Here is a 24,434-nt window from a genome sequence, read left to right as displayed (position 1 = left end):
TCGGCGGCCGCCCGGGGCACGCGGCCCCCGACGCCTGAGCGCCAGGCCAGGCTGCGTCAGCCCGGGCCGCCCTCGCCCGCCATTTCCACCATGGCCAGGAAACGCAGCAAGGCCGGAGGCACCAGGCGCGCGGGGAGCTTGCGCTCCGGTCCCATCAGGTCCTGCAGCAGCTTGCGCATGACGGACGCCGAAGGCGCGTGCGCCAGTTGCCAGCAGGCGGCGCCCATCTGCCCGGCCATCAGCACCTGGCGCAGCGTGGAGTCGTCGCCCATGCTGGCGCCGGTCAAGGGCTGCCAGGAATGCGCCATGTAGCGGAAAGCCCCCTTGGCGTGGTCGTGCAGGACCAGCCAGCGCGCGATGGTGGCCGCGTCGGCATGGGCCACGCCCACGTTGGTCAGGCCATAGACCTGCTGCACCACGCGGCCGGAAGGGTCGATCAGCTTGGCGCAGACGGCGCGCAGCGGCGCCGTGTCCGCGCCGCGCGCGGCCTGCGTGACCTCGGTGCCGGCCGCCCACAGGCGCAGCGGGACGAGCTTGTCGCCCGCCATGTGCGTCAGGCCGACCATGTCGCCGGCCTCCCCCACCGGGACGTAGCCCAGCGTCTTGCCGATGGCCTGCAAGGTGGTCGGCGTTTCGTCCTGGACCACGCGGAATGCGCCGGTGCAACGGGACATCCAGTCCATGCCCTGCGCGGACAGGGATTGCCACAGGGCCGCGGTACCGGCGGCGATCAGGTGCACGACGGGCAGCGGCTTGAGCGCGGCCTGCAGCCACTCCGCCCGCGCGACCAGCGCGTCGGCCACGTTGGCGGCCGGCGCGGCGCCGCTGTCGATGCTCGAGACGGTGCCGTGTTCCAGCATCAGCTGTTGCACCGGCGCGGCCAGCGCGGCGCCGCGGTCGCTCATCAGCAGCGACGACGCCAGCGTGCCGCCGGGCATACCAGGGCCGCTCATGGCGATCTGTCCATGCAGCACCAGCAGGTGCCTGGAGCAGGTCGCGGAAAACTCGGCGCGCACCATGTCCAGCGGCATGCGCGACAACGACGGCGTGGGCAGCGGCTGACCGCCGCTCAGGCCGCGCCACAGCTCGCGCGCCTGCACGCAGGCCGGATCGGTATTGATCCAGGCCAGCGCCGCATCCATATTCTGCTCGGTTTCGGCGCTGGCGCCCTGCGGACGCAGCATCGCCGACGCCAGCAATTGCCGCCGGCGCACGGGGTCCATGCCGAGCAGACCGCCGGCTTCCTCGCGCGACGCCGACCACAGCGCCGCCAGGTCGGCTTCGCTGGGCGCATACAGCGCGGGCCGGCGCAGGCAGGCGAAGGCGCCGTCCACCAGCTCGGCGGCCGTCGGCACTTCCATGTGTTCCGGCACGCGCTGGCCGCGCGAGACGTAGTGGATGGGCAGGCGGTGGCGGATGGCGGTGTCGAGCGCCGCGGCATAGCGCGAGGCTTCGTCGATCTTGGTGATGATGCAGCCGCGCACGTCTTCGTCGGCGCCGTTGCGGTAGGCATGCGCCACTTCGTCCAGGGTGTCGCCCTGGCTGGCGGCGTTCAGCACGACCAGGCGCTGCACCGGCCGGCCGGCGCCGCACAGCATGGCGGCCTGTTCGGCGACGTGCCGGTCGCGCTGGCTGATCCCGGTCGTGTCGATCAGGATGATCCTGCGCGCGCCCAGCTCCGCCAGCGTTTCGCGCAATTGGCCGACGTCGCGCACGGAGCGCGTGGGCACGCCCATCAGGCGGCCGTAGATCTGCAATTGTTCGTGCGCGCCGATACGGAAATTGTCGGTGGTCAGCATCGCCACCTGGTCGCGGCCCACGCGTTCCACGCAGCGGGCGGCCAGCTTGGCCAGGGTGGTGGTCTTGCCGACCCCGGTCGGGCCGACCAGCGCGAACACGCCGCCGCTGCCCAGCAGTTCGTCTTCGTCGCCGATGACGGGCAGGTGCTTGATCAGTTCATTGCGCGCCCAGTTCATGGCGGCCGCGAAGGTCATCCGCGGCGGCAGGCGCGACAGCATGGCGCGGACCAGCCCGGCGCTGAAACCGGCTTCCATCAAGGTGCGGAACAGCGTGGTCGGCACCGGTTCGCGGCTCAGGCCCTTGCCCCACATCAGGCCGTCGATGCGGGTTTCCAATGCGCCGCGCAGCGCGTTGAGCGCGTCGGTCATCTGCGTCACGTCGGGCGTGCCCGAACCCAGCGGCTGGTATTGCGAGCTGTCCTCGTCGACCAGCGCGAAAGTGTGGTCCGCCGGGCCGGCCGGCGGCGGCGCGACGGGCGCGCGCGGTGTGGCGGCGGGCGCGCTGGACGGCATGGGCATGCGTGGCGTCGCGGCGGGCGCGTCGCCCGGCATGGGCATGCGCGACCTGGCCATGGGGGGCTCGGACCACGCTTCCGGCAGCCGGGACGTCACGGCGGGCGCCTCGGCGGCATAGGCCCGGGCATAGGCAGGTTCCAGCGGTTCCGCCGGTTCCGCGACAGGGTCTTCGGCGGCCGTGCGGTCCGTCCAGCCACGCTCGGCGTATCCATTGCCGGCGAAGCGCGGCGCATACGCCGGCGCTTCGTCGGCCCGGGACGGCGGCGGCGCCGTACGGGGCGCGGGGGACTCGGCGACGACGGCGTCCGGCTCCTGGAAAACGATCCGGCCCTCGTCGTCGATCGCCGACGGATCCGTGGCCATCACTTCCACGCCGCCATCCATGCTGCGGCTGGAAATGATCAGCGCATCCGGCCCCAGGGCCATGCGGACCTCGCGCATCACCTCGCGGTGCGTCGCCCCAAAGAAGCGGGTGATCTTCACGTGTTACCCCCGATCAGCGCCGTGACGCGCACGATGCGTTCATCTGGAATTTCGGTATTGGCCAGCACGCCCAATTGCGGTACGTGGTGGCGCAGGAAACGGGACAGCGCCGGACGCAGGACCGGCGACACCACCAGGACCGGGGCATTGCCCAGGGCTTCCTGGCGGCCCACCGCGGCGCGCGCCTCGCGCAGCAGCGTATCGGCCAGGCCCGGCTCCAGCACGCCGCTGGTGCCGATGGCCTGCGACAGCACGCGCTCCAGGCGGACGTCCAGCCCGATGACACGAACCTCGCCGTCGCCCGGGAACCATTGCTGCGTAATGGCGCGGCCCAGCGCACGCCGCACCAGCGCGATCAGCTCGCCCACCTCGGGCTGTCCGCCCGTGGTGGCGTTCAGGGCCGACAGGCGCGGCGCATGTTCGGACATGGTGTCGACGATGGAGCGCATATCGCGGATCGGCACTTCTTCGCTCAACAGGCCCTGCAGCACCTTCTGCAGCACGGTCAGCGAAATCGTCTTCGGCACCAGGTCCTCGACCAGCTTCGGCGCTTCGCGGGCGATGCGGTCCAGCAGCTGCTGCACTTCCTGGCGGCCCAGCAGCTGGGAACCGTGGCGGTGCATCAGGTGGTTCAGGTGCGTGGCGACCACGGTGCTGGCATCCACCACCGTGTAGCCCGCCACCTGGGCCTGGTCGCGCAGCGAGGCATCGATCCACACCGCCGGCAGTCCGAAGGCTGGATCGGTGGTCGGCGTGCCCTTCAGCTTGATCGTCACGCCGCCCGGATCGATGGCCAGCCACTGGCCAGGCATGGCCACGCCGCGGCCGACCTCGACACCGGACAGCAGGATGACGTAATCGTTGGGCTTGAGTTCCAGGTTGTCGCGGATGTGGACGACCGGCGGCAGGAAGCCCACGTCCTGCGCGAATTTCTTGCGCAGGCTGCGCACGCGGTGCAGCAGCTCGCCATTCTGCGAGTGATCGACCAGGGGAATCAGGCGGTAGCCTACTTCCAGGCCCAGCTGGTCGACCATGGACACGTCTTCCCAACTGGCCTCCGCGGCGGCGATCTTGGCCTGCTCCTGCGCCGGTGAAGGCGCGCGCGTTTTCTCGGCCGCTTCGCGCGCCTGCTTCTTCTGCAGCAGGTAGCCGCCCGTGGCGAACACCGCGGCCAGCGCCAGGAAGGCCACATGCGGCATGTTGGGGATCAGGCCCATGACGCCGATGATGCCCGCCGTCAGGAACAGCACGGCGGGATTGGAAAACAGCTGGCCGATGATCTGCTGGCCGATGTCCTGCTCGCTCGACACTCGCGAAACGACCGCGCCGGCGGCCGTGGAAATGATGAGCGCCGGGATCTGCGCCACCAGGCCGTCGCCGATGGTCAACAGCGTGTAAACCCGTGCCGAGTCGCCGATGGACAGGCCGTGTTGCGCCACGCCCACGATCAGGCCGCCGATGATGTTGATCGCCATGATCAGCAGGCCGGCGACCGCGTCCCCGCGCACGAACTTGCTGGCGCCGTCCATGGACCCGTAGAAGTCGGCTTCCTGCGCGACTTCGCTGCGCCGCTTGCGTGCTTCATCCTCGCGGATCAGGCCGGCGTTCAAGTCCGCGTCGATGGCCATCTGCTTGCCGGGCATTGCGTCCAGGGTGAACCGCGCGCCGACTTCGGCGATCCGGCCGGCGCCCTTGGTGATGACGATGAAGTTGATGATCGTCAGGATCGCGAACAGGATGATGCCGATGGCGAAATTGCCGCCCACCAGGAAGTGGCCGAACGCCTCGATCACCTTGCCGGCGGCGTCGGGCCCGGTATGGCCGTTCAGCAGCACGACACGCGTCGACGCCACGTTCAGCGACAGCCGCAACAGCGTGGCGAACAGCAGCACCGACGGGAAGGCCGCGAAGTCCAGCGGCTTGCGCGTGAACATGGCGACCAGCAGGATCATGATCGACAGCGAGATGTTGAAGGTGAACAGCAGGTCGAGGATGAATGCCGGCAACGGCAGGATCATCATCCCCAGGACCATCACGATCAGCAGCGGGCCGGCAAGCAGTCGTGCCTGCGCGCCACCGTTGTTCTTGAACATCGCGATCAACGCGGCCATTCCTTAAACTCCTTCAGCGGCCGGCGCGGCCGCCAGCCCGGCCTGCGGGTCCATCCCGTCAGGCACCGGCAGATTCGTCGGCGCCACCGGCGCCGCCCAGCCCGGACGCCAGGAGCGCAGCTGGAATACCCAGGCGAGCACCTCGGCGACGGCGGTGTACAGGGTGGCGGGAATTTCCTGGCCCAGTTCGACGTGGCGATACAGGGCGCGCGCCAGCGGCGGCGCCTCCAGCATCGGCACGCGGTTCTCCTGCGCCAATTCGCGGATGCGGGCGGCGATCTCGCCCATGCCCTTGGCCACCACGCGCGGCGCGGCCATGTCGCCGTCGCTGTAGCGCAGGGCGACGGCGTAGTGCGTCGGGTTGGTGACGACCACGTCGGCCTTGGGCACTTCGGCCATCATGCGGCGGCGCGCCGCCTGGCGCTGCAGCTGCCGCATGCGCGCCTTGATCATGGGGTCGCCTTCGCTTTCCTTGAATTCCTGTTTCAGGTCTTCCTTGCTCATGCGCAGTTTCTTGGCATGGCTGAAGATCTGCCAGGGCACGTCCATCAGGGCGATCAGCAACAGCGCCCCCACCACCAGGGCGCAGCACATGCCGACGATGTTCAGCATGCGGGCCAGGGCCGCCGCCGGCGCGGCGTGCATCAGGCCGATCAGGTCGTCGTGGTAGTTCCAGATCGCGGCGGCGCCCACGCCGCCCACCAGCAGCGCCTTGAAAACGGCCTTGATCAGCTCCACAGCCGTCTGCCAGGAAAACATGCGGCCCAGGCCGGACAGGGGATTGAGCTTGCCGAAATTGAATTCCAGTGGCTTGCCGGACCAGACCAGGCCGCCCAGCGCCACGCCGGCGGCGATGCCGGCGATGGCCAGCAGGACCAGGATGGGCATCAGCAGCAGCAAGGCTTGCCAGCCGTTGGAGACCGCGCTGGCGATCATGACGTTGGTGTCGCGGCCAAGGTTGGGATCGAAACCCAGCGCGTGGCGCATGATGCCGTTCAGCGCACCGTAGATGTAAGCGCCGCCGCCCCACAGGATCGCCACGCCGGTGGCCAGCACCAGAAAAGTGCTGAGCTCCCGCGAGCGGGGTACCTGCCCGTCCTCGCGCGCCTTTTCCAGGCGCCGGGGTGAGGCGGCTTCGGTTTTTTCGAGATCGCTATCTTCGGCCATACTGCGCGCTGTTCCGGACGTCGGCCAGGCCTGCTGGCGCTCTCTCGAGAGCCTCCTTTCGGATAAACAGGCCGTGGCAACGAAATTTTAGGAAAAGCGGCGAAAAGCGAATCCGCGATCAAGCCGGGGAAAGCGGCGCTTTTTGACCATAGGGATACCATCCAGCCCTAACACCCGACGGGCGCACCCGCAGGAAGGTACGACTTTCGGTGGATGGCTCCCCCCGTTACGCCCCAGAGACACTCGTCCCCGCACAACGGTGCCACTCGACCCGGGCGCCGCGGATCCGGCTCCGCCGGTCCGCAGGCGCGCCCCCTTGAGGGGGAAGCGCGCAGCGCTTCGGGGGTGGGTCTTCCCTCCCGGTCCGTTGGCGTCGCCCCCTTGAGGGGGAAGCGCGCAGCGCTTCGGGGGTGGGTCTTCCCTCCCGGTCCATTGGCGTCGCCCCCTTGAGGGGAAGCGCGCAGCGCTTCGGGGGTGGGCCTAAAAGCCCAGGCTGGCGAGCAGGTCGTCGACCTGGTCCTGGCTGGTGACCACGTCGGCCTTGCCGGTGGGATTCACCTGCGGGCCGTTCAGCAGCGAGTTCGCCTCGTCGCGGCGTTCGGTCGGGACGCTGTCGATCAGCACCTGCAGCAGTTCCTTCTCGATCGCCCCCACCACGTCCATCATCTTCATGATGACCTGGCCGGTCAGATCCTGGAAATCCTGCGCCATCATGATTTCCAGCAGCTTGGACGACGTCGCCTGCGTCTGCTTGGGCACATCCTGCAGGAAAGCGCGGGTGTCCTTGACCAGTTCGCGGGCATCCGCCAGCTCCACGGGCTTGTCGAACCACTCGTTCCAGCGCGCGTCCAGCGCCTGGGCGCTCTTGGCCATGCCGTCCTGGATGGGCTGGGTCTGGTCGATGGCGTTCAGCACCCGGTGCGCCGCCTGTTCCGTCATCTGCGCCACATAGCGCAGGCGGTCTCGGGCGTCCGGGATGGCTTCGGCCGCATCCTTGATCGCCTGGTCCAGCCCCAGCTCCTTCATGCTGTCGCGCAGCATGCGCGTCAGGGAGGCGATGCGATGGATCAGTTCGCCGGGATCGCTGTTCGGTTGCGTGGTCTCCATGGCATCCCTCAGCCGCCGAGTTTCTCGAAAATCTTGGTCAGCTTCTCTTCCAGCGTGGCAGCGGTGAAGGGCTTGACCACGTAGCCGTTCGCGCCGGCCTGCGCGGCCGCGACGATGTTTTCCTTCTTGGCTTCGGCCGTCACCATCAGCACGGGCAGCTTGGACAGATTGGCGTCCGCGCGAATCTGCTGCAGCATGGACAGTCCATCCAAATTTGGCATGTTCCAGTCCGACACCACGAACTGGAAGCCGCCGGTACGCAGCTTGTCCAGGGCCATCTGGCCGTCCTCGGCTTCGTCGACGTTCTCGAATCCCAATTCCTTGAGCAGGTTGCGGACGATGCGACGCATGGTCGGGAAATCGTCAACCACCAAAATCTTCAAATTCTTGTCAACCATTTCATCGACTCCAAAAAATTCATTCCACGCCGGGACGTTGACCGCCCGGCATCATACGCGGTGTCCACGGTCCCCGGCGTTGGCCAGGATGCGTTCGCTCATTGCGCCCAGCGGCACGATTTCGTCGGCGGCGCCCAGCGCGATCGCCTCGCGCGGCATCCCGAACACCACGCAGCTCGCTTCGTCCTGCGCCAGGGTGCGTGCCCCCGCGCGCTTCATTTCCAGCATGCCCGCCGCGCCGTCCTTGCCCATGCCGGTCAGGATGACGCCCACGGCGTTGCGGCCAGCCGATACCGCCACCGAATGGAACAACACGTCCACCGAAGGCCGATGGCGGTTGACCGGCTCGGAAGGATCCAGCTCGACGATGTAGTTCGCGCCGCTGCGGCCCAGACGCATATGGCAGTCGCCGCCCGGCGCCAGGTACACGTGCCCGGGCAGCACCCGTTCGCCATGCGTGGCTTCGCGCACCGTCAGGCTGCACAGGGAGTCCAGGCGCTGCGCGAACGAGCGCGTGAAACCCGCCGGCATGTGCTGCGTGATCAGGATGGCCGGGCTGTCCGGCGGCAAGGGCTGCAGGACGTGGCGGATGGCTTCGGTGCCGCCGGTGGAGGCGCCGATGATCACCAGCTTTTCGGAGCTGGACAGCGGCGAGCGCAGCACCTGCTTGGGGGCCTCGGGCGCCGCCTGCAAGGCCTTGGGGCGGGCACGAGCCGCCGCGCGCAGCTTCTCGGCGATGACCTCGGTGTATTCGAGCAGGCCGTCGCGTATCCCCAGCTTGGGCTTGGTGACGAAGTCCACCGCGCCCAGCTCCAGCGCCCGCAGCGTGATTTCCGAGCCGCGCTCCGTCAGCGAGGACACCATCAGCACCGGCATCGGCCGCAGGCGCATCAGCTTTTCCAGGAAATCCAGCCCGTCCATGCGCGGCATTTCGACGTCCAGCGTCAGCACGTCGGGGTTGTGCTTCTTGATGAGGTCGCGGGCCACCAGCGGATCGGGCGCCGTCGCCACGACCTCCATGTCCGGCTGGCTATTGATGATCTCCGTCATCAGGCCGCGCACCAGCGCTGAATCGTCGACGCACAAAACGCTTATTTTTTTCTGCATGTCGTTTTCGCCGATGGACAGTCCTTACGGCCTGCCCAAACATTCGTATACCGTCTGTCCGCGCAAGCGGAAATCCCGGCTGATATAGCTGAAGTTTTCGGAATGGCCCGCGAACAACAGGCCGCCAGGCTTCAACAGCGGTGCGAAGCGCTCCAATATGCGCGCCTGCGTCGGCTTGTCGAAATAGATCATCACGTTACGGCAGAAGATGGCGTCGAACTTTTCCTGGATGGGCCAGTCCGGCGCCAGCAGGTTCAAGGTATCGAAACGCACCATGCCGGCCACTTCCGGCCGCACGCGCACCTGCCCTGCCGCCGGTCCCCTGCCTTTCAGGAAGAAGCGCTTGAGACGCGCTTCCTCGATCTTGGCCACGCGCTCGAAGGGATAAACGGCGCCGCGGGCGCGCTGCAGCACGTTCGTGTCGATGTCGGTCGCCAGCACGCTGGCCGACGAGGCGCGCGCGCCCAGCGCTTCCATCAGGGTAATGGCGATGGAATAAGGCTCTTCGCCCGTCGACGCCGCGCAGCACCAGATCGACACGGGCTGCGGCCGCTCCTGCGCGAACTTCGCCAGGATGGGGAAATGATGCGATTCGCGAAAGAAGGCGGTCAGGTTGGTGGTGAGCGCGTTGACGAACTCTTCCCACTCCGGATCGGCGGGCGCCGATTCCAGCCGGTCCAGGTAACTGGCGAAATCCGCCCCGCCCAGGCTGCGCAGCCGCCGCGCCAGCCGGCTGTACACCATTTCGCGCTTGTGCGTCCCCAGCGAGATGCCGGCACGCTCATGGATCATGCGGCGCACGCGAGAAAAATCCGCCTCGCGGAACTCGAATTGCCGCTCGACCTGGCTGGATGCCGCAGTTGCAGTCGCTGTCGCCACGTGGTCCTCTGGGCCCTATGCCGGTTCGGCCGCGAGCCGCGGCGCCGCTGGCGACGCGATGGCGCGCGCCGCCACATCGATCACCTGGCCCTGGCTGAGCTTGAACACCGCCACCGCCTCGGCCAAACGCTGGGCCTGTTCCTGCAGCGATCCGGCCGCGGCGGCCGCTTCTTCCACCAGCGCCGCGTTCTGCTGCGTGACTTCGTCCATCTGCGACACCGCCCGATTGACCTGGTCGATGCCGCTGGATTGTTCTTCCGACGCCGCCGAGATCTCGCCCATGATGTCGGTCACCCGCTTCACCGAGGCCACGATCTCCTGCATGGTCGCGCCCGCGCGTTCGACCTGTTGCGAACCCGCGCCCACCTTGGTCACCGAATCCTCGATCAGCGACTTGATTTCCTTGGCCGCCTGCGCGCTGCGCTGCGCCAGCGAGCGCACTTCGCCCGCCACCACCGCGAATCCCTTGCCCTGCTCGCCCGCCCGCGCCGCTTCCACCGCCGCGTTCAGCGCCAGGATGTTGGTCTGGAACGCGATGCCGTCGATCACGCTGACGATTTCCGAAATCTTGCGCGAGCTGCCCGAGATCTCCTGCATCGTGCTCACGACTTCCGCCACCGCCGAACCGCCGCGCTCGGCGACGTCCGATGCGCTGGCCGCCAGCTGGTTGGCCTGGCGTGCGTTCTCGGCATTCTGCTTGACCGTCGAGGCCAGCTCTTCCATCGACGCCGCCGTCTCTTCCAGCGACGCCGCCTGCTGCTCGGTGCGGCTGGACAGGTCGGTGTTGCCCGCGGAAATTTCACGCGAGCCCACGTTGATCTCGTCCACGCCGCGGCGTACCGCCGATACCGTGCGTGTCAGGCTTTCCTGCATGCGTTTCATCGCGCCGTACAGGGCGCCGATTTCATTGGTGGAGTCGACGGTCACCCCCTGCGTCAGGTCGCCCGCGGCGATGCGGTCGAAATGCTGGACCGCGTCGGCCAGGGGCCGGACCACCCGCTTGCGCAGGAACATATAGGTCGCCAGCACCAGCAGCAGGGCGATGACCCCGCCGGCCGCGACGGCGATCAGCACGAAGTTGTAGCGCTGCTCGGCCTCGTCGAAGGATTGCTCGTTGGTGCTCATCCGCCACGTCATGTATTGGCTGATCGCCAGGTTCAGGCGGTCTTCCATGACGTCGGCGACCATCTGCGCGTGGTTCTGGTAAGCCGGCAGGTCGCCCTTGCTCAGGTCGTCGAACATGACCTTCAGGCCTTGTGCCATCAGGGCGGAGAACGCGTCGTCGATCGCCTTGAACTCGCTTTCCAGGCCGGGCGGCTTGGGTAAGGCCTGGTAGCGCTTGAAGTCCGCCTGCGCCTTTTCATAAGAAATGCGGGCGAAGTCCAGAACGGGCTTGGCGGAAGCGCTCAAGCCCGGCTGTGGGATGCTGGGCTGGCCGATCTGCTTGATGACCTCGTTCAGGTGCAGCGCGGCGGCGCGCCCCAGCCCGATCATGGCGGTCTTGTAGTCCCCCACCATGTCCTGCAAGACGATGCCTATGGTCTGGCTGCGCCGCATGTCGCGCATCGTGGCGTCGCCCACCTTCAGCGACAGCACCCCCAGCGCCGCGCCCAGCACCAGCATCAGCGAGAAGAACACCAACACCAAGAGCAGGCTCGCGCGTATTGTCATGTTGGAAAAGAAATTGCGCATCTGCATCCCTCTAACGAACCGGTTGGCCCCCGCCCCCGCCCCTGCACGTGGCGCCGCTCAGACGGCGGCTTTCTCCACCAGCGCCATTTCGTCGCTGGTCATCAGTTTTTCGATATCCACCAGGATCAGCATGCGTTCGTCGACGGTGCCCAGCCCGGTCAGGTATTCCGTGGACAGGGTGGCGCCGAATTCCGGCGCCGGCCGCACCTGGCTGGCGCCCAGCATCAGCACGTCCGACACGCCGTCGACCACGATGCCGACGACGCGGCGATCCAGGTTCAGGATGATGACGACCGTCTGCTCGTTGTATTCGACCTTGCCCAGGTTGAACTTGATGCGCAGGTCGACGATAGGCACGATGATGCCGCGCAGGTTCGTCACGCCCTTGATGAAGGACGGCACGTTGGCGATGCGGGTCACCGTGGCGGCGTCGTAGCCGCGGATTTCCTGCACCTTCAGAATATCGATGCCGTATTCCTCTTCACCCAGGGTGAAGACCAGGAATTCACGGCCTATGTCTTCGACGCGAGCGCCTTGCGAGTGCGGTTTGGCTGCCATGTGTTTACTCCCTCAGTTCATAACCGCTTCGGCCGGTGTCCACTTTTCGCGATTCGCCCTGGCCATGGCGAACACGTCGATGATCAGCGCCACGCTGCCATCGCCCAGGATGGTGGCCGCCGATACGCCGGGCACCTTGCGGTAATTGGATTCCAGATTCTTCACCACGACCTGATGCTGCCCGACCAGGTGATCGACCAGCAGCGCGAAGCGCCGGTCCTCGGCCTGCATGATGACGGCGATGGCCTGCGTGGGGTCGTCCTGCGCGCCGCCCACCGAAAACACCCGATGCAGTTCGACCAGGGGCAGGTATTCGCCGCGCACGTGCATCACGCGTTCGTTGCCGGCCACCGAATAGATCTGCTCGTTGGTGGGCTGCAGCGATTCCGTGACGTGATTCAGGGGCAGGATGAAGGTTTCCGCGCCGACGCGCACCGACATGCCATCCAGGATGGCCAGGGTCAGCGGCAGCACGATGCGGGTGGTGGTGCCGTTGCCCGGCACCGACGACAGCTGCACGTGGCCGCCCATGTCCTGGATGTTCCGGCGCACGACGTCCATGCCGACGCCCCGGCCCGAGATATCGGTGATCTGTTCCGCCGTCGAAAAGCCCGGCGCGAAGATCAATTGCCACACCTCGTCATCGGTTGCGTTCTCGCTGACGGCGATGCCCTGCTGGATGGCTTTCTTCAGGATGCGTTCGCGGTTCAAGCCGCCGCCGTCGTCGCTGACCTCGATCACGATGTTGCCGCCGCTATGCTGCGCCGACAGCACCAGCTGCCCCACCGGCTCCTTGCCCGCGGCGACGCGCTTTTCGGGCGTCTCGATACCGTGGTCCAGGCTGTTGCGCACCAGGTGGGTAAGCGGATCGATGATGCGTTCGATCAGGCTCTTGTCCAGTTCGGTCGCGCGGCCGAAGGTCTGCAGCTCGATCTGCTTGCCCATCTTGCCGGCCAGGTCGCGCACCAGGCGCGGGAAGCGGCTGAACACGTAATCCATCGGCATCATGCGGATGGACATCACCGCTTCCTGCAGGTCGCGCGCGTTGCGCTCCAGCTGCTCCATGCCGTTGAGCAGGCGGTCGTGCAGCACCGGATCCAGCGTCGACGCGGTCTGCGCCAGCATGGCCTGGGTGATCACGAGTTCGCCGACCAGGTTGATGATCTGGTCGACTTTTTCCACGCCGACGCGGATGGAGGTGGATTCCTTGTCCGCGGCGGGCGCGCCGGTGGCGGCGCGTTGGGCGCCGGCGGGCGCGGCCGGCTTGGGGGCGCTCGACGCAGCGGCGGCCGGCGTGCTCGCGGCCGGCGCGGCGGATGGCGCATCGACGGGCGCCGCCGCCACGGGCGCGGGCGCCGGAGCGGCACTCTGGGCCTGGGCCGCGAAATCCGCGGCCGCCTGGGCGAAGTCGTCCACCGCCTGGCCGGCGGCGGGCGCGGCCGGCACGGCTTCATGGCCGATGGCGATCTGGTCGGCGTCGACGATGAAGCAGCAAACGGCTTCGATATCGTCAGCGGAGCAGGTGCTTTCCAGCCACACCGTCAAGCCGCCGCCGGCCTGGTCGCTGGCCAGCACATGGCCCAGGTTGTTCATCTCTTCGAGCAGCGACTGCGCATCCTTCGCCGAGACGCGGTTGATGCGCACGCGCAACGGCAGATCGGCGCCGCCGGCCGGGGCCGGCGCGGCGGCCGCGGGACTCTGGGCAGGCGCGGGAGCCGCCGCGACAGGCGCCGGCGCGGCCGGGGCAGCCGGCGCGGGCGCCGGGGCGGCGGGCGCCGCCTGGCCGCCCTGCTGCTGTTCCAGCGCCAGCTGGCGCAGCACGCCGCAGATGCGCTCGTAGGCAGCGGCGTCGGGCTCCTCGGAGGCGCGGTAGGCGTCCAATTGGCTTTTCAGCACGTCCTTGGTTTCCAGAAAGATGTCGATCATGTCCGTGCGCAACGCCATCTCGCCGCGGCGGATGGCATCGAGCAGGTTTTCCAGCAAATGGGTGGTTTCGGCCAGCTGGGTGAAGCAGCCGAAGGTGGCGGCGCCGCCCTTGATCGAATGCGCCGCCCGGAATATCGCGTTCAGCTGTTCGATGTCCGGCTGGCCAGCGTCCAGTTCGAGCAGCAACTGCTCCATCTGCGCAAGCAGCTCGTCCGCTTCATCGAAGAACGTCTCGTAAAACTGGCTCAGGTCAAGACCGCTCATGACGCCCTTCTGTTCTCAATGCGAGGGCTCGCCGGGCTCGCCCACGAGCTCCGACGCCATCTCTACCAACAAGTCCGGATCCACCGGCTTCTGCAGCCAGCCGCACACGCCCAGGTCGCGCGCCGCGGTCTTGCTTTCCACGTCGTCCTCGGTCGTCAGGACCAGGACGGGAACGTCTTCGTAGCGCTCCATCTGGCGCAGGCCGCGTATCAGGTCCAGCCCGCCCATGACCGGCATGTTCCAGTCACTGACCACCAGATCCACCGGCTCGGCCTGTTCCAGCGCCAGCGCCAGCGCGTCCTTGCCATTGCCCGCGGCCAGCACCTTCCAGCCGGCCCCCGTCAGGGTGGCCTGGACTATCATGCGCATCGTCGCGGAATCGTCCGCGACCAGTATCGTCGCCGTCATGGTCGAACTGCTCCTATTGTGCGGGGCGGGCGGCCGGAATTTCCTGCACCACACCGCTGCCCTGGCTGGCCGCGTTCGACAGCGAACGCGTCAGGCCGCTACCGGCCTGCTTCGCATCGCTTGCCGAAATATCCGCCGCCGCCGCGTTCTCGCGCTCCAGCCTTTCCTGCGTGGCCCGATTGAGCACCACCAGGCTGATACGTCTGTTAACGGCAGCATAAGGGTCATCCTTAACCAGGCTGACGCTGGATGACAGGCCCATGACGCGGGCCACCTTGGTTTCGTTCATGCCCCCGGCCACCAATTCCTGGCGCGACGCGTTGGCGCGGTCGGCGGAAAGCTCCCAGTTGCTGTAGGCGCGCTCGCCGCGGGCGTACTGGGTGGCGTCGGTGTGGCCGGATATGCTTATCTTGTTGGGGATTTCGTTCAGCACCGGCCCCAGTTCGCGCAGGATGTCGCGCATATAGGGCTGCACTTCCGCCGAGCCGGTGGCGAACATCGGCCGGTTCTTGTTGTCGATGATCTGGATACGCAGGCCTTCGGTGGTCATGTCGATCAGCAGCTGCGGGCGGAAGTTCTTCAGCACCGGGCTGCTTTCGATCAGATTGTTCAGGCGCTTCTGCAGGTCTTCCAGGCGCCGCTGGTCGCGCCGCTGCGCCTCGTCGCCCCTGACCTGGGCCTCGACCCGATTGCCGTCGGCCCGGCGCACGTCACCGTCGCTGCGCACCGGATCGGCGCCGCCGCCGGGGATGGCGCTGGTGTTGGCGGAATTATTGGGACCACCCGTCAATGCCACGGCCAGCGGCATGCGGAAGTACTCGGCGATCCCCTTCAGTTCTTCGCGCGGCACGACGCTGATCAGCCACATGACCAGGAAGAACGCCATCATCGCGGTGATGAAATCGGCGTAGGCGATCTTCCAGCTGCCGCCGTGGTGCCCGCCGTGCGCGCCCTTCTTGCGGCGTATCACCACGCGGTGGTTATTGACCGGAGCCATGCGGACCTGTCTCCGTCAAGCCTTGGAGGTGGACGTCTTGGCCTGCCGCACGTGCTCTTCCAGCTCGGCGAACGACGGGCGCACGCCGGAGAACAGCACCTTGCGGCCGAATTCCACCGCCAGCTGCGGCGGGTAGCCGTTCATGCTGGCCAGCAGCGTGGTCTTGATGCATTCCAGGATCTTGACCGCTTCGCTGGTCTGGCGGTCGACGCGCGAGGCCAGCGGCCCCACGAAACCGTAGGCCAGCAGGATGCCCAGGAAGGTCCCGACCATGGCCTTGGAGATCAGGTCGCCCAGCACCGCGGGCGGCTGGTCCACCGCCGCCAGCGCCTTGATCACGCCCAGCACCGCGGCCACGATACCGAACGCGGGCATGCCGTCGGCCATGTTTTGCAGCGCTTGGACCGGAACCTGGCGCTCGTGGCGGAAAGTCTCGATCTCCTCGTCCATCAGCGTTTCGATCTCGAAGGAGCTCATGTTGCCGCTGATCATGATGCGCAGGTAGTCCGTGATGAACTCCATCAGCTTTTCGTCCTTCATGATCCGCGGGCATTCGGTGAAGATGGGGCTGGAAGCCGGATCCTCGATGTGGGATTCGATGGCCATCAGCCCTTCGCGCCGGGCCTTGTTCAGGATCACGTACATGAGAGACATCAGCTCCATGTACACGTCCTTGCTGTAGCGCGCGCCGCGCAGGGCATTGGGGATGGCGGACTTGATCAGCTTCAGCGATTTGCGGCTGTTCCCGGCCAGGAACGCGCCCGCCGCCGCGCCAGCGATCAGGGTGAATTCGAAAGGCTGGTACAGCGCGCCCAGATGGCCGCCCAAGGCAACGAAGCTGCCGACGACGGACACGATCACCACGAGATAACCAATAACAATCAGCACATCAGGCCCCTGCCAAGCGTAGACGTATTACCCAAGCGCCCATGATCCCCCGAGAGCGGCACCGCGAAAGCGTGGTTTACGGGGAATTTTCAGCGGCATTTGGGGTTATTGAGCACGGCGGCTCTCAATGACACACCGGGCCGGCAATGGCCGGCCCGGTGGCTTTCATACCCCGATGGCGGCGGCCGGGGCAGTCCGCCGGCCCGCGCGTTCCTTGGCGGCCGCGCGGGTCTTGCCCGCGCGTGGAGGCGGCCGGCAGATCGCGCAGACGAAGTCGGACCGCGGGTCGTGGGCGTGCGCGATGAAATGGCCGCCGCACTGGCGGCATTCCGACAACTGCAGCATCTTGCCGTCGAAGAACCGCACCAGCATCCAGGCGCGCGTGAAGCTCAACACCGGCTCGCTCTGGTCCGGATCGGCCACGCCGGCATGCTCCAGGTAAAGGCGGTAGGCATCGATGATGGCCCGCACGCCCTTGCTGCCGGTGTTTTCGTTCAGAAATTTATAAACGTTGTAGAACAGCGACGAATGGATGTTCGGCAGCCAGGTCATGAACCAGTCCACCGAGAACGGCAGCATGCCCTTGGGAGGCGAGCAGCCGCGGATTTCGCGGTACAGCCGGGCGAGCCTGTCGTGGCTCAGGCTGGTTTCCGACTCCAGCACCTGGAGGCGGGCGCCGAGACCGATCATGGCGCTGGCCAGGAGGATCTCGTCGGCTTCTTGGGATACGCTTTTGATAGCCATGACCTTGAGGGGGTGCGGGAGAAGATCAGGCCAGTTGCTCGACCGGCTGTTTGGCAAGCAGAATGGTCGCGTGCGCCTGTTGCAGCGCACCGCCCAGCACATCGTGGGTCAGCGCCGACAGCAGGCTGTAGTCGTCAAAGCGGAAACGGCAGAGCAGCGAGCTGGAGCTGGCCAGCTTCACCAGTTGCGCGGGCGACAGTCGCATCAGGATGTCGGCCACCTGCTCGCTAAAGCCCAGGCGAAACATCGACGCGGCATAGTCGTCACGCAGCATGCGCTGGGCGAGGAGCAGGTAGGACAGGTTCACTTCGCGAATGTCGGCGAGCAAAGTGTTCTCAGGCTGTTTCATGGGTATCCCTTGTTCACTAATGTCAGTTCTGTCCCGGGACCGGTCAGCCCCCAGCCGACCGGTTACTTCATGTGTGCAACAAATCTCTAAATATTTCTTTTGTTCCCACAAGTCATACAATTTACCATGTGCAATGTCATTTTGTATTACAGACATGACAATTCTTTGTGCTTGGTGAAATATCGCACTTCTGAGACATATATAGCAACAAAGACTTTCGCAAGTGTAAGTCAATTCCGTAAACAAGCATTAGAAAGCTTGTGTCTTTGTGCCAATGAATCCAGGCGAAGTACTCACAATGCAAGGTGAATCGTGGGCGAGCCATCGGCCTTGTACGGGTAAACGGCAGAGCAGCAATGTCGCGTACAGGCAACAATTCACAATGGCGGCGCCGCGGGCCAACCCTTTTAGTCGAGTGCAATGCCCCTTTCCGAAGACCGCCTGGCTGAATACGCGCCCCTGGTGCGCAAGCTGGCCCTGCAGCTGCTGGCCCGCTTGCCCGCCAGCGTGGAATTGGACGACCTGATCCAGGCGGGCATGATCGGCCTGCTGGACGCTGCCCGGCGCTACCAGGAAGTGGCCGACGCGCAGTTCGAGACTTATGCGACCGCCCGTATCCGGGGCGCCATGCTGGACGAACTGCGTAATCAGGACTGGCTGCCGCGCAGCGTGCGCAGCAAGGCCAAGCGCATCGACCAGGCGGTGGCGCAGCTGACACAACAATTGATGCGGCCGCCCAACGAGACCGAAATCGCCGGCCATTTGGAATTGCCGCTGGCGGAATACCACCAGCTGCTCTACGACGCCCAGGGCGCCCAGATCGTCCATTACGAGGATTTCGGTTCCGAGAACGGCGCCGAGGCCCGGGACGCCGACTGGGCGGCCGGCGCGGCGGACTCCGGCCCTTCGGGCAATCCGCTGGACAGCCTGCTGGCGGCGGACTTCCGTCAGGCGCTGGCCGAAGCCATCGGCGCCCTCCCCGACCGCGAAAAGCTGCTGCTGTCCCTTTGTTATGAGCAGGGTCTGAACCTCAAGGAAGTCGGCGCCGTCATGGGCGTCACCGAGGCCCGCGTCTGCCAGCTGCGCTCCCAGGCCATGAGCCGCCTGCGCGCCAAGCTGAAGGACGGCGCCTGGCAGCAACTGCCGGAAGACGTCCGGATCGCATCGGTCGCCTGAGCGCCGGGCGCTCCACGGACGACGGCGCCGCCGTGGCCCGCGGCAGCCATCATCCCGGCCTTGCCCCGCCCTGGCCCGACGGCCGGACGCCGGGGAAAACCGGCACGACCGCCACACTCCGAAATTTTTCGCTGTCCATCCCCCTAAAGGTTTACGGAGCCTTGCCGTTACCCAGTCAGCGGCGCGGCATGCGGCCATCACCTCCGGTGGACGATTCCGTGCCCGCAGGGCGGCCTGGCTGCCCGGTTTGAAGATGCCTTTCTCTCTTGGGAGCTATTCATGGCTGCAGTTATCAACACCAATTACTTGTCGCTGGTTGCGCAAAACAACCTGAACAAGTCCCAGTCGGACCTCGGTTCGGCCATCGAACGTCTGTCCTCGGGCCTGCGCATCAACAGCGCCAAGGACGACGCCGCCGGCCAGGCCATTGCCAACCGCTTCACGGCCAACGTGAACGGCCTGACCCAGGCTGCTCGCAACGCCAACGACGGCATCTCGATCGCGCAAACGACCGAAGGCGCCCTCAACGAAATCAACAACAACCTGCAGCGCATCCGTGAACTGTCGGTTCAAGCCGCCAACGGCACGAACAGCGGCAGCGACCTGGACTCGATCCAGGCTGAAATCACCCAGCGCCTGGATGAAATCACCCGCGTTGCCAACCAGACCCAATTCAACGGCGTCAAGGTCCTGGCCAGCGACCAAAGCCTGAGCATCCAGGTCGGCGCCAACGACAGCGAAACGATCAACATCGATCTGCACCAGATCAATGCGACGACGCTGGGCCTGAACAAGCTGAACATGGGTCACCAGATGACCTCGAAGAACAGCGATGGCGCGTCGAACTTCTCCGACGTCGCCGCTTCGCTGTCCGGCACGACCTACGCCAGCACCACGACCGCCAACATCGGTACGCAGCACAGCTTCAACTACACGTCCTTCAGCTTCTCGGCCACGGGCGGCAGCACCGCTGCTTACGCCGCGAAGGTTGGCGGTGACGGCAATCTGTACGTGCAGCAAGGCTCGACCACGTTCTCGGCCAGCTGGAATTCGACGTCCAACACCATCGAAATCGGCGCTGTCACCAGCTACAGCACGATGACGACGATCACCCAGTACAACTCCAACAGCGCCGACGGCCTGGTGGAACTGTCCGCGGTGGACCAAAGCGAATACAAGCTGACCAGCCTGGACCTGTCCAGCGCCTCGCTGTACCAAGCCACGGCCGGCACGACGAACTACTACGCCAAGGTCGGCGGCACGTACTACGCCGCCAGCTTCAACGGCACCACCGGCAAGGTCAGCCTGGATGTCACGACGGCGACTTCCGCCATCGTCTCCACCTCGGCCGCGGTCAGCGCCCAGGGCATCACCACCAACGGCGGCACGACCTACACCGGCACGACCACCGTCCACACCGGCACCTCGTTCGCGGTCAGCGTCGACTACTCCGACGTCAACACGCAACTGGGCTTCAGCAGCGGCACCAACAAGCTGGTTCGCTACACGCCTGACGCCACCGGCAGCGCCTCGGCCGCCAACACCGGCGCGCTGTACATCCAGCACACCGGCACGGACGGCAGCGTCAGCTACTTCAAGGTTGAAGCGACCAACACCACCAACGGCAAGCTGACGCTGGACAAGTCGGCCACCGTGGTCGACCCGCTGGACGCCATCGACGCCGCCCTGTCGCAAGTGGACGATCTGCGTAGCGCCCTGGGTGCCGTGCAGAACCGCTTCGAATCGACGGTTGCCAACCTGAACAACACGGTGAACAACCTGTCGGCCTCGCGTTCGCGCATCGAAGATGCCGACTACGCGACGGAAGTGTCGAACATGACCCGCGCGCAGATCCTGCAACAAGCTGGCACCTCGGTGCTGGCGCAGGCCAACCAAGTGCCGCAGACGGTGCTGTCCCTGCTGCGTTAATCGCAAGCAGGCCGACGGGCGGCTCGCTGCCCGTCAGGCACCCGCAGTACCGAAAGACCCCCCGGCCCCGTGCCGCGGGGTCTTTTTTTCGCGCCCGGCCTGCCCGGGGAAAAGCCGCTATTTTTCGCCGCTGACCATCGAATTTGGCCCGCGGGCCTGCATTTAGACTGGCATTCGTCACTTTCTGTACCCACCCGCATCGCGTCCCGCCATGGCAAAATCGCACCGCCCTTCCCCGCCCGCTCGCCGATCCGGCCCCGGCGCTGCTCCCGTCGCACAGGTCCCGCTGACCGTGGACCAGCTTCGCGCCCTGACGAAAAAGTCGCCCGACGACGTGAAGGCCTGGCTGGCGCTGGGCACCATGCTGTCCAAGGCCAAGGAACTGGAAGGCGCCCGCCACGCGGCCGAAAAGGTCGTCGAACTGGCCCCGGAAGACCCGCACGGCTGGGTATTGCTGGCCCAGGTGGAAACGCAATGCAGCAACGACCCTGTCGCCCGCCAGCATTTCGAACACGCCATTTCGCTGAATGACAAGCTGCCCGGCGCCTACCACGGGCTGGCCGACGTGTTCTGGCGCATGAACAACAGCCACGAAGGCTTGAAGTACATCAACCGCTCGCTGGAGCTGAACCCGGACTCCCTGGCGGCCATCTGGACCAAGGCGCAGCTGCTGGTCGGCACGTTCCGCTTCGAGGAAGCCATCGCGCTGCAGGAAGAGCTGATCCGGCGTGATCCGCAGGCCCGGTATTCGCACATGACGAACCTGGCCAGCACCAAGCGCGACCTGGGACTGCTCGACGAATCGGAAGCCACCTATCGCGAAGCGATCAAGCTGTCGCCGAAACACAATGCGTCGGCATTCTCCAACTGGCTGACGCTGCTGCACTACATGCCGGAGAAAACGGCGGAGGAAATCCTCGAGGCCTGCAAGCAGTGGGTGGCCTATTATCCGCCCAACAAGGACGTCAAGCGGCCGGTCCCGGCCGACCGCTCCCCGAGCCGCAAACTGCGCATCGGCATGTTTTCGGACGGCTTCCGCCAGCACCCGGTGGGCGCGATGACCACCACCGCGCTCGAACAGCTGAGCCAGCACGGCATCGAGCTCTACCTCTACACGACGACCTCGACGGTCGACCACATCACCAAGCGGCTGCAGGCCGTCGCGGCCAAGTGGACGCCCATCATGCAGGTCGGCGACGACGCCCTGGCCGAGATGTTCCGCGAAGATGAGATCGACATCCTGATCGACCTGGCGGGTTACAACGCCGGCACCCACATGCGCACCATGACGCTGGAGCCGGCGCCCATCCTGGTGAAATGGGTCGGCGGCCTGATCAATACGACGGGGCTGGAAACGATCGACTATCTGATTACCGATAGCGTCGAATCGCCCCCCGGCAGCGATCACATGTATACGGAAAAGCTGATCCGCATGCCGGACGACTATATCTGCTACGTGCCGCCGCCACGGCTGCCGGAAGTCGGTCCGCTGCCGGCGAGCAAGCACGGCTATGTCACGTTCGGCTGCTTCAACAACCCGACCAAGATCAATGACGTCCTGCTGACGCGCTGGGCCGAACTCATGCAGGCGGTGCCTGGTTCGCACCTGTTCCTGAAAGGCGCCGGCTACGGCACGGAATCCATGCGCAAGCGCATCCAGGATTTCATGGCCGGCCACGGCATCGAGGCCGACCGCCTGCGCATGGAAGGCCAGTCTCCGCACTACCAGCTGTTCGAGTGCTACAACGACGTCGACGTCGCGCTCGATCCCTGGCCCTATTCGGGCGGCCTGACCACCTGCGAAGCGCTGCTGATGGGCGTACCGGTGGTGACGCTGCCAGGCCCGACCTTCGCGGGACGCCACTCCGCCACCCACCTGGCCAACGTGGCCATGCCCGAACTGATCGTCAAGGACTGGGACGAGTACCGCGCCCGCTGCGTGGGCCTGGTCAGCGACCTGGACAGCCTGGCGACCATCCGCCGCCATCTGCGGCAGATCCTGCTGGAATCGCCCGTCTGCAACGCGCCGCGCTTCGCCGGCCATCTGGCGACGGCTTTCCGCGCCATCTGGCAACGCTATTGCGCCGGCAAGGCGCCCGGCGCGGTCGCCTTCACCCCCGACGGCAAACCGTGGTTCGAGGACGAAGACGCCCCCATGGAGGTGGTGCGGCCCGACACCGACGCCCTGCCCCCGGAGCCCGAGAAAAGCGATTCCTTCCAGTTCGGCATCAAGGGCAAGGTCGTGGCCGTGGACCATGGCGGGACGCTCTACAACACGCCGATCTTCCAGGTTCCGAACCGTACCAAGGCCCTGTCCATCGTGGTCCTGGACCCGGCCAGCCGTATCCAGGACGTGGCGCGGCTGAAGTACGAGAAGGTGATGCATCATCACCAGAGCCATATCGCCCTGGGCGACGGCGAGCCCGGCGTCCTGTATACCTGCCTGAATTCGGAATTGAGCGGGACGCTCGAACCCCTGCCCTCCGGCAAGCAGCAGCCCTTCATGCAACAGCCCGCCAGCCTGCTGGCCAAGCTGCCCATCGCCACCGTCCGGCTGGATCGCATCGACGGCCTGGAGACCCTGGACTGGCTGGTCCTGAACGATAGCCACGACAACAAGAAGATCCTGCAAGGCGCGGAAGACCTGCTGCCCAACCTGCTGATCGTCCATGTCCGGGTCATGTTCGTGGACGTTTTCAAGAAACAGACCGACCTGGGCACGGTCAGCAAGCTGGTCGCCAAGCATGGCTTCCGCCTGCTGCGGCTGGACAATCACCGTGCGGCCAGCCTGTTCTCCGACCCCATCCTGCGGCAGCAACACGCCAATGTCCATTCGCAGATGCTGAGCTGCGACGCCATCTTCGTGCCGGACGACCAGCGCATCAAGACGCTGGATGACAACCAGCGGGCCAAGCTGGCCTTCATCCTGCACACGGCCTATCGATCGCCCGACCTGGCCCATCGCGTGCTGGAGGCCGGCAGCGCGGCGGCCGCGGCCAGCTACCTGGCCACCCAGTTGCCCAAGGCGCCGGCCAAGCCCGTGGCCGCGCCGCCCCAGGCGCAAGCCGACGCCGGGACGACGACCGACGCCATCGAGGCGCCGGCCGTGCTGAAAGGCAAGGACGTGGCGCACCGGCTCTGCCTGGGCATACCCGTCTACAACGAGGACAAGTATCTCGAACAGACCATCCTGTCGCTGAAAAAGCAGGATGTCGACTCGGTCAGGTTCCTGGTCTCGGACAACGCCTCTTCCGACAGATCGGCGGAGCTACTGCGCGACCTGGCCGCCGGCGACGAGCGCTTCGAGCTGGTCCGCCAGCCGGAAAACATCGGCGCGCTGAAGAACTGGAAGTTCCTGTTCGAGCAGACCAGCTCGGAATACTTCATGTGGCTGGGCGGCCATGACTATCTGTCGGATGGCTACCTTCGGAAGACCTTGAACGCGATCGCGGCGGCGCCCGGAACGGCGATGGCCTGCGGCATGCCGCATTCGGTCATGGACGGCCGTACCGGCCCGGTCCCGGCCGCGGTGTATGACTTCTCCGACGAATCGCCGGTCGTGCGGTACATGAATTCGGTCGCCAAGGTCGCCAACTGCACCATCCTGCATTCGGTCTTCCGCCGCGCCGCCCTGGAGGGTTTCGAGATCACGGGCACCATTTCCTGGGATCACGTCCTGATCAGCCGCCTGCTGTGGACCGGCAAGCTCCAGTACGTCGACGATGCCGCGTACTACCGACGCTACTTCGGCCAGCGCGACACCAGTACGGAGCAGCGCATGACGGGCCAGAAGCGGGCCCTGCCCCGCGCGGACTTCTACGACTACTACCTGAAGGATTTCACCAAGCTGGCGCAGCCGGCCTTGCCCGCGGCCGAGTTCGAGAAGCTGCGGAAAGAAATCCTGCGGGTTCTGAAAGCGCGTTTCGGGAACTAGCC

The 24,434-nt window shown here is 66.1% G+C and carries 18 protein-coding genes; 3 read left to right on the top strand and 15 right to left on the bottom strand.

The window, feature by feature from the left end; all coding sequences use genetic code 11:
* Positions 1 to 56 precede the first annotated feature (56 nt).
* The 15 genes from flhF to flhD all read right to left on the bottom strand — a co-directional run bounded on the left by flhF (position 57) and on the right by flhD (position 17,393).
* A complete protein-coding gene (gene flhF / locus CAL26_RS11690) occupies positions 57 to 2,798 on the bottom strand; it encodes a flagellar biosynthesis protein FlhF (protein ID WP_094847105.1) in 2,742 nt (913 codons plus the stop codon).
* Positions 2,795 to 4,909, bottom strand: coding sequence for a flagellar biosynthesis protein FlhA (gene flhA, locus CAL26_RS11685; RefSeq protein WP_094847104.1), 2,115 nt, complete (start codon positions 4,907 to 4,909; stop codon positions 2,795 to 2,797). The genes flhF and flhA overlap by 4 nt, the downstream gene beginning before the upstream one ends.
* Positions 4,910 to 4,912: 3 nt before the next feature.
* Positions 4,913 to 6,076 (bottom strand): flagellar biosynthesis protein FlhB, encoded by a 1,164-nt coding sequence (gene flhB, locus CAL26_RS11680; RefSeq protein WP_094847103.1) that lies wholly within the window; start codon positions 6,074 to 6,076, stop codon positions 4,913 to 4,915.
* A 480-nt stretch (positions 6,077 to 6,556) separates the two neighbouring features.
* On the bottom strand, positions 6,557 to 7,183 hold the full coding sequence (gene cheZ, locus CAL26_RS11675) for a protein phosphatase CheZ (RefSeq protein ID WP_094847102.1): 627 nt from the start codon (positions 7,181 to 7,183) through the stop codon (positions 6,557 to 6,559).
* Positions 7,184 to 7,191: 8 nt separating this feature from the next.
* Positions 7,192 to 7,581: a chemotaxis response regulator CheY gene (gene cheY / locus CAL26_RS11670; RefSeq protein ID WP_086064618.1), complete on the bottom strand. Its 390-nt coding sequence runs from the start codon at positions 7,579 to 7,581 to the stop codon at positions 7,192 to 7,194.
* 51 nt (positions 7,582 to 7,632) lie between these two features.
* On the bottom strand, positions 7,633 to 8,688 hold the full coding sequence (locus CAL26_RS11665) for a protein-glutamate methylesterase/protein-glutamine glutaminase (RefSeq protein WP_094847101.1): 1,056 nt from the start codon (positions 8,686 to 8,688) through the stop codon (positions 7,633 to 7,635).
* A 24-nt stretch (positions 8,689 to 8,712) separates the two neighbouring features.
* Entirely contained in the window at positions 8,713 to 9,567 is an 855-nt protein-coding gene (locus tag CAL26_RS11660) for a CheR family methyltransferase (protein WP_094847100.1), read from the bottom strand.
* A 15-nt stretch (positions 9,568 to 9,582) separates the two neighbouring features.
* Positions 9,583 to 11,259 carry a methyl-accepting chemotaxis protein gene (locus CAL26_RS11655; RefSeq protein ID WP_094849823.1) on the bottom strand — a complete coding sequence of 559 codons (1,677 nt, stop codon included), beginning with the start codon at positions 11,257 to 11,259 and terminating at the stop codon, positions 9,583 to 9,585.
* Positions 11,260 to 11,316: 57 nt separating this feature from the next.
* Positions 11,317 to 11,817 carry a chemotaxis protein CheW gene (gene cheW / locus CAL26_RS11650; RefSeq protein ID WP_094847099.1) on the bottom strand — a complete coding sequence of 167 codons (501 nt, stop codon included), beginning with the start codon at positions 11,815 to 11,817 and terminating at the stop codon, positions 11,317 to 11,319.
* Positions 11,818 to 11,829: 12 nt separating this feature from the next.
* The gene (cheA, locus tag CAL26_RS11645; protein ID WP_094847098.1) at positions 11,830 to 14,007 is read right to left on the bottom strand and encodes a chemotaxis protein CheA; all 2,178 of its coding nucleotides are present in this window, start codon (positions 14,005 to 14,007) and stop codon (positions 11,830 to 11,832) included.
* Between the two features lie 15 nt (positions 14,008 to 14,022).
* Positions 14,023 to 14,415, bottom strand: a complete 393-nt coding sequence (locus tag CAL26_RS11640) for a response regulator (RefSeq protein WP_086064613.1) — start codon at positions 14,413 to 14,415, stop codon at positions 14,023 to 14,025.
* A 13-nt stretch (positions 14,416 to 14,428) separates the two neighbouring features.
* Positions 14,429 to 15,412 (bottom strand): flagellar motor protein MotB, encoded by a 984-nt coding sequence (gene motB / locus CAL26_RS11635; RefSeq protein WP_094847097.1) that lies wholly within the window; start codon positions 15,410 to 15,412, stop codon positions 14,429 to 14,431.
* Between the two features lie 15 nt (positions 15,413 to 15,427).
* Complete coding sequence (gene motA, locus CAL26_RS11630; RefSeq protein ID WP_094847096.1) at positions 15,428 to 16,300, bottom strand: flagellar motor stator protein MotA; 873 nt, start codon at positions 16,298 to 16,300, stop codon at positions 15,428 to 15,430.
* Positions 16,301 to 16,465: 165 nt separating this feature from the next.
* The gene (gene flhC, locus CAL26_RS11625; protein WP_094847095.1) at positions 16,466 to 17,044 is read right to left on the bottom strand and encodes a flagellar transcriptional regulator FlhC; all 579 of its coding nucleotides are present in this window, start codon (positions 17,042 to 17,044) and stop codon (positions 16,466 to 16,468) included.
* Positions 17,045 to 17,069: 25 nt separating this feature from the next.
* Positions 17,070 to 17,393, bottom strand: coding sequence for a flagellar transcriptional regulator FlhD (flhD, locus tag CAL26_RS11620; RefSeq protein WP_066348928.1), 324 nt, complete (start codon positions 17,391 to 17,393; stop codon positions 17,070 to 17,072).
* Between the two features lie 420 nt (positions 17,394 to 17,813).
* On the opposite strand from flhD, the gene CAL26_RS11615 reads away from it, so the two are divergent.
* From CAL26_RS11615 to CAL26_RS11605, 3 genes are all read left to right on the top strand, one after another.
* Positions 17,814 to 18,569: an RNA polymerase sigma factor FliA gene (locus CAL26_RS11615; RefSeq protein ID WP_094847094.1), complete on the top strand. Its 756-nt coding sequence runs from the start codon at positions 17,814 to 17,816 to the stop codon at positions 18,567 to 18,569.
* A 279-nt stretch (positions 18,570 to 18,848) separates the two neighbouring features.
* Positions 18,849 to 20,498 (top strand): flagellin N-terminal helical domain-containing protein, encoded by a 1,650-nt coding sequence (locus CAL26_RS11610; RefSeq protein ID WP_094847093.1) that lies wholly within the window; start codon positions 18,849 to 18,851, stop codon positions 20,496 to 20,498.
* A gap of 292 nt (positions 20,499 to 20,790) precedes the next feature.
* Positions 20,791 to 24,432 (top strand): O-linked N-acetylglucosamine transferase family protein, encoded by a 3,642-nt coding sequence (locus tag CAL26_RS11605; RefSeq protein WP_179283343.1) that lies wholly within the window; start codon positions 20,791 to 20,793, stop codon positions 24,430 to 24,432.
* The last annotated feature ends 2 nt before the right edge of the window (positions 24,433 to 24,434 follow it).

The sequence above is a fragment of the Bordetella genomosp. 9 genome, assembly GCF_002261425.1.
In the GTDB taxonomy this organism is placed as follows: domain Bacteria; phylum Pseudomonadota; class Gammaproteobacteria; order Burkholderiales; family Burkholderiaceae_B; genus Bordetella_C.
The sequence above is the reverse complement of the archived record's forward strand: the minus strand, read 5'-3'. Positions and strand labels throughout refer to the sequence as shown.